The sequence below is a fragment of the Streptomyces sp. NPDC088246 genome (genome assembly GCF_044741025.1).
Taxonomy (GTDB): Bacteria; Actinomycetota; Actinomycetes; order Streptomycetales; family Streptomycetaceae; genus Streptomyces.
The window spans coordinates 1-6,167 of record NZ_JBIURV010000124.1 but is presented as its reverse complement, the minus strand read 5'-3'; the positions used below and the strand labels follow the sequence as shown (position 1 = coordinate 6,167).

Here is a 6,167-nt window from a genome sequence, read left to right as displayed (position 1 = left end):
AGTTCACCGGTTGCGGGATCGGGCACCGCGGTCGGGTACGTGATCGGCTGCCAGGCCTGGTCGGGAATGCTGAGGACGGCCCGTTTGATGGAGGGATTCATCCCGCAGGTGATCGAGAAGTGGGCTCCGGCCCGGCGGCAGGCGGAGATCACCCCGGCGTTGTAGAACTGCGAGTCCGCTCGCAGGATCCGGGTGCCGGTGCAGCCCGTCTCGACGGCGGTGGCCAGCGCCTCACTGACGAACTTCGGGGCCCCGCGGGAATCGGCCGCCTTGCCGCGGCGCATCCGTACTGTGGCGATCACCGGTCTCGACTGTGGGGTGCAGATCGTGGCGAGCAGGGGGTGCAAGGTGCGGATGCCCTTGAACCGGCCGTACTCGGCGCCCTGCTTGGCCCGGCCGTAGACCCGCTTGTGGGTGGAGTCGACATCAATGAACGGTGCTGTCACGTTGGCTGAGCGGGTGGGATGATCTTCGGGTTGATCATGGTGGAGGGGGGAGTCGTCCGTGGGGAGCGCGTCGCCGTCGTACAGGGGTCACCGGTACCCGGTCGAGGTGATCTCCCACTGCGTGTGGCTGTACTTCCGGTTCCCGCTCAGCTTCCGTGAGGTCGAGGAGCTGATGCTTGAGCGGGGCGTGATCGTCTCCTACGAGACCATCCGCCGCTGGTGCCTGAAGTTCGGGCAGCAGTACGCCAATTCGCTGCGCCGCCAGCCCCGGCCTGGTGACAAGTGGCACCTGGACGAGGTCTTCGTCAAGATCAACGGTGAGCTGAAGTACCTGTGGCGGGCCGTCGACGCCGATGGCAACGTGCTCGACATTTTGGCCCAGGGCCGAAGGGACAAGGCCGCGGCCAGGCGGTTCTTCCACAAACTGCTGAAGAAGACCTGCTCGGTGCCGAGGGTGATCGTCACCGACAAGCTGCGCTCCTACGGCGCGGCCCACCGCGAGGTCATGCCCTCCGTAGAACACCGCGCCCACAAGGGCCTGAACAACCGGGCGGAGAACTCCCACCAGCCTACCCGGCAGCGTGAACGTGCGATGAAGGGCTTCCGCTCCGTCGGCGGAGCCCAGCGATTCCTGGCCGCGTTCAGCGGTATCTCGCCCCACTTCCGACCACGCCGCCATCTGATGACCGCCACCGAATACCACGCCGAGATGACCACCCGCTTCGCCATCTGGGACGAGATCACCGGCGCCACCGCCCTGCCCGCCGCAGCGTAAGTCATGCACCCACCCGACCCCTACACACCCTGACGCGCCCTCAATCGATCAACACCGCACCAACGTGACAACGCCTTCCGGGGTGCTCATGCGACTCCTCCTGTGGTCCGGTCCGGTGCGTACTGGGTGCCGGGCTGCTGGGTGTGCGACGGCGGGGCCGTCGGCGAGGTGGACTGTGGTCGGGGTCCGTGGGCGACTGCGCGTTCCCGTACGCCGTCCTGGAGCTTGGCGGCCATCTTGGCGGCGGCTACCTTGAACGTCCGGCGGGTCTGCTCCGGGGCGGCGACGTCGGTCGTCTGCTCCGGGGCGTAGCCGGCCTTCCGGCCCGTGCGGGTCGGCCGCGGGCGGGACCTTGGGGCGGCGGGTACGACGACGGTGTGGGGCCGGGTGCGGGAGCCCGGGCGGTCAGCGCGGCGCACCGCGTGGACCCGGGCGGTCAGCGCACCGGCGGCGAGGCGGGCCCGCTCGTAGGGGGAGGCGGTCCGGTTGCGGGTCAGCGGGCGCAGCACGGCCTGGTCCTCGGTGTCGCGCGGGTACAGGGCGCGCAGGTCGGCGGTCATCATCCGGCGTCCGGCCGGTCGCTTCTTTGATGTCCCATCGCAAAGGGCTGACCTGCCGTTCCGTGGTCATCTCAGGCGGGTGCGGTTCGTTTCGAGGGACGATGCTGATCAGGCGGTGAGGTTGTAGTTCTCCTGGCCGGGGGCGGGGTAGAGGCGTTCGTGCTCGTGGGCACTGTGGAAGCGCCAGTAGGCGTCGAGGTCACCGTTGGCGACGAGGGTGCGGAGTCGGAGGACGGCTTCGGCTCCGGGCAGGCCCCAGCGGGCACCGGTAATGTCGAGGCGGTCGGCGATCAGGTGGCGGCAGGCACCCTCGACCGCGCCCGTGGCTATCGGCCACCCGTTGGCGAGAGCGGTGTCGTAGCGGAGCTGGTCGAGGTGGCCGGTCAGGTAGCGGTGGCAGGCGTCGACGGTCTCGCGCCGGGTGGCCGGCAGTCCTTCCCGGTCGGCATCGGCGGTCATCTCGGCGGCGGTGCGGGCCGCGTGGCCTGCGAGGATCGCGGTCAGGTGGTCGGCTGCCCAGGCTTCGGCCTCGGTGGTGCCGGGCTTGTGGAAGGCGTGGGCGGCGGCCCAGACGTACTCGGCGACGTGCACGAAGTCCAGCAGGACGTGCACCGTGACGTCGCGTCGGGCGGTCTCGGCGGTGATCAGGTCGAGTTGGTGGCGAGCGCCGTCGACCAGGACGATCCACGGCCGCAGATGCTGCGGGTCGCGGGCGTCGGCCTGGTCGAAAGCGTCGACGATGACCTGCTCGGGCGGGCGGACCAGGGAGGCGGTGCACCACTTGTTCTCCGCCCTCGGCCCCGGACGGACGGGACGTTCGCCGCTGCGGCCGCCGGGCGGGTGGATCACGTCGTGGGGGCGTCTGGGGGCCGGGCGGGTGTCGAAGACGCAGGCCACGGTCGCCATCCGCTTGCGGTTCGGTTTCTCGCCCGGCGCGAGCCGGCCGCGATGCCCGCCCGCGGCAGCGGCTTTCACGGCGGCCCGGCGGGTGGCCTCGCGCAGGGCCTCGGGGCGCATGACCACGCCCTTGCCGTCGACCTGGAGGACCAGCGGCATCTGTCGGCTGCACGGAACGGGGATCTGGGCCCGGTAGAACGCGTCGACGTCGATGGCCGCGGCGATCACGAGCTCTTCCAGCCGCCGCTTGCCGAGCACCTTCCCGCAGCGGCATGTCACCGCATCGTGGGCCTGGTCGAACGAGCCGCGCACGGCCTCTGTGACCGCGAGCCGGCGCAGGCCCAGCGAGTGGCGGCCCGCGGGCAGCGACAGCTCCTCGTCGGCGGGGTGGGCGTTGCCCACACCGGGGCCCCGGTGCGCGACCCGGATGAAGCGGACCAGCCCGAACAGGCCGGCCAGCCAGCGCGCGTGGCCCGTCTCCCGCCATGGCCGCACCCGTCCCTCCGGCCCCACCACGACCAGGCCGGCACCGGCGCGGACCTGTTCCTCCTCCCGCAGGGCGCGCAGGTCCAGGTGGTCCTGCAGAAGCTGCCGTAACAGCTCCCGCCCGGCCGCGTCGAGGTGTTCCTCCAGCTCAGCGTGGGTCCACGCGCTCGCCTGGTCACCCGACAGGGTGCCCATCAGCGTCTCGAAGGCGTTGACCGAGCAGGCAAAAGGGGTCAGCGGTGGCATGAGTGTCGTACTGTTCCATCTCCGGGGCTCTTCTCGTCCTGCATCCGACACGGTTGGCACCTTCGAATGTAGGCGGAATAGCCCTTCTGTTAAAGGGAGTTGGGCGTGACAGCCGTCCGGCGGCGGGCCGGGGTAAACAGTCCCGGGGCGTCCTCGTCCAGCCAGCCCCGTTCCACCAGCCGCTTCAGTTTCGACCGCGTGCCCTCGATCTTCCCGACCTCGGCCGCAAGCCCGATCCTGGGGACGATCTGCTTGGCCCGGACCGGACCCGGCGCATCCGCCACCACCTCCACGATGTCCCGATACACCCCGGGCAGGACGTCCGCCCCCATGCCGGGCTGCCACTTCGGCACCGTCAGCACCCCGATCACCTGCCGCTCGGCCCCCGCATACGCCGACACCACCCGCTCGCCGGGAGGCGACTCCCGGGCATCGACCGTTGCCGCAGGCATCTCCGGCGTCATCTCGGCGAGCACTTCCGCGACCGTCTCCCGCGCGATCCGCAGCCGCCCCAGGCCCTCCCGAGCCAGCTCCAACTTGCTGGACATCGCAGCGAGTTCAGCCTCCAGCTCCTCCACCCGGGCCCGGGTAGCCGCCTCGCGGGCCTCCAACTCCTCGAACAATGAACCCATCAGCAATCCTCCTCCACCATCACGGTAGAGATGAACAGCCGCGAACACAGCCCAGATGGAGGTCGGATGTCGGCGGCAGGGACTAATGTCCGTGCCTGCCGTCGATAGGAGAGCCGTGAACACGCACATGGACTGGTCGGAAGTCCGCGAACGCGTCATCGCTGTGGAGGAGGCCGAGCGTCGAGCCCACGGCCGTGCACCGTCTCGATACCCGACGTTCGAACCTGTCCTGACTCCCGCCGAGATCGCCGAGGTCGAAGCACAGTTCGGTGTCACGCTCCCCGACGAGTACCGCACGTTTCTGGCAGAGGTCGGGGCCGGCGGCCCCGGACCGGCACTCCACCTCACGTCGTTGCGCCGAATCGACGGGAAGTGGGGCTGGCTCTGGGACAACGCCCCAGACCATCCCTGGCTGCTGGACCCCAGCGGGCCGTTCGTCGAGACGGAAGACTGGGCTGACCAGCAGATGGCAACCCTTCGCGCCGCCGGGCACGAACCCACCACCCGAGACGAAGACGACGACTATCTGGACGACTACCGCAAGGTCTTCGGCGACGCCGGCGACGAACTCTGGCACCTGGAACGCGGCCGAGGCGCGATCCACATCAGCGACAACGGATGCGGGATGACCGGCTGGCTCATCGTCGTCGGCCCACACCGCGGGGAACTCCGCGACCGGGACTGCGCGGTCAACCCGCCCTTCGAGCCGTACGTCGATGCAAAGGGAAACCGCCACACCTTCTGCACCTGGTACCTCGAGTGGCTTGAGCAACGCGAGAGGGCAGCTCGGTGATCAAGAGCTGGTGACCCTGGCCCGCCCCACGCACAGCGGCCTACTCAACCCTTCCCTTCAAAGGAACTGCACCCATCTCAGGCCGTGTCACCTGGCTTCCCTCTCGCGTTGGTGTCCCTTGTCGGCTGGCAGGATCGGACTACACCCGCGGTTGGTCCGAAGCGACAGGAGTGGCAGGCGTACTGGCCAGCCATTCGCAAACCACCTGTCCAGTCAAGGTCCAGACATCCCCTCACGGCCGAGGTAACTCGGTCTAGCCTTGGTCCCCTTGGGTACGGACGGGCATTCGAGGAGTTGCAGGAAGACGGTGATGACAATGCACCACGCAGAGGCACTAGCGGGCATGACGTCGAATCAACTTGAAGTCCGTGTGGCCGCAGTGACCGCGTTGGGACGTCAGATGTCGGCGCTGGACGGGGATCACGACTTGACCGTCGGGGATCTCGTCCAGTTTGTCCGTGACAGCGTGGCGCACCCGCGGCTCTCGACGATCGCACCCGCGATCTTGCGCCAGCGACCACCGGTCGTCCTCGCCCAGGACGTCCAGACTGCTCTCACAGTTCTGGCTCGACGACCCGAACGCGCCGAGACTCGTGGTCTCGACCTGAGCGGTCTCGACCTACGAGCAGCCGACGTGAGTCAGGGACGTTGGGCACATACCCGGCTGGACCATAGCGACCTGCAGGACGCCGATCTCAGCGAAGCGGACTTACGGGACGCCAACTTGAAGTGGACCTACCTCGTGCAGGCGAATCTTGCGTCCGCCCGTCTCGCCCATGCCAACCTGACCAGCGCGACGCTGCGTAAAGCAGACCTGCGGCACACGCGGGCGCAGCATGTCAGTTTCTGGGGGGCCGATCTCAGCTACGCCCGCTGCGAGGAGGCGGGGCTCGAATTCGCTGATCTGCACCGGGCAACGCTCGATCACGCCGACCTGCGGCGCGTGCAATTGTCGTTCGCTTCGCTCAACGCCTCATCCCTACGGCACGCTCGCCTGAGTGGATCCGTTCTCCACTTCACCGACTTGAGGGATGCCTGTCTCGATGACGCCGATCTGACCGAGGTGCGGTTGGACAACGCGAACCTGTCACGTGCCCAGCTGCGTAATGTCCGGCTCATCGATGCGGACCTTCGGGGTTGCGACCTGGTGTCGGCACGGGCCCAGTACGCCGACCTGCACGGCGCGAACCTCGCTCACGCCCGCTTAGGAGCATCAGATTTTCGGTACGCCGACCTAAGCCTTGATCCACCGATCTGATGGCTGTGGATGACGTTTCGGGAAACAAGGAAGTGCCTTGTGACCTGCGATGATGGGAGTTCTTGAGGCTTCCA

General features: G+C 68.3%; 6 protein-coding genes and 1 pseudogene. 3 read left to right on the top strand and 4 right to left on the bottom strand.

Translation table 11 applies throughout. From position 1 onward, the window contains the following. Positions 1-446 (bottom strand): transposase (locus ACIPEK_RS46060; protein WP_402008879.1); only part of this gene is annotated, 446 nt, incomplete at its 3' end. A 58-nt stretch (positions 447-504) separates the two neighbouring features. Between ACIPEK_RS46060 and ACIPEK_RS46055 the strand changes: the two genes are divergently transcribed. Beyond that, on the top strand, positions 505-1,221 hold the full coding sequence (locus ACIPEK_RS46055) for an IS6 family transposase (RefSeq protein ID WP_402008876.1): 717 nt from the start codon (positions 505-507) through the stop codon (positions 1,219-1,221). An 86-nt stretch (positions 1,222-1,307) separates the two neighbouring features. On the opposite strand, the gene ACIPEK_RS46050 is transcribed toward ACIPEK_RS46055, so the two are convergent. The 3 genes and pseudogenes from ACIPEK_RS46050 to ACIPEK_RS46040 form a co-directional block, all read right to left on the bottom strand. Further along, positions 1,308-1,784 carry a hypothetical protein gene (locus ACIPEK_RS46050; RefSeq protein WP_402008873.1) on the bottom strand — a complete coding sequence of 159 codons (477 nt, stop codon included), beginning with the start codon at positions 1,782-1,784 and terminating at the stop codon, positions 1,308-1,310. 105 nt (positions 1,785-1,889) lie between these two features. Further along, positions 1,890-3,429 (bottom strand): annotated as a pseudogene (locus ACIPEK_RS46045) (ISKra4 family transposase). Between the two features lie 70 nt (positions 3,430-3,499). Next, complete coding sequence (locus ACIPEK_RS46040; RefSeq protein ID WP_402008871.1) at positions 3,500-4,042, bottom strand: hypothetical protein; 543 nt, start codon at positions 4,040-4,042, stop codon at positions 3,500-3,502. A gap of 115 nt (positions 4,043-4,157) precedes the next feature. Here ACIPEK_RS46040 and ACIPEK_RS46035 point away from each other — a divergent pair, with 115 nt between their 5' ends. Both ACIPEK_RS46035 and ACIPEK_RS46030 read left to right on the top strand, forming a co-directional pair. Then, a complete protein-coding gene (locus tag ACIPEK_RS46035; protein WP_402008869.1) occupies positions 4,158-4,835 on the top strand; it encodes an SMI1/KNR4 family protein in 678 nt (225 codons plus the stop codon). A gap of 343 nt (positions 4,836-5,178) precedes the next feature. Then, on the top strand, positions 5,179-6,093 hold the full coding sequence (locus ACIPEK_RS46030; RefSeq protein WP_402008866.1) for a pentapeptide repeat-containing protein: 915 nt from the start codon (positions 5,179-5,181) through the stop codon (positions 6,091-6,093). The last annotated feature ends 74 nt before the right edge of the window (positions 6,094-6,167 follow it).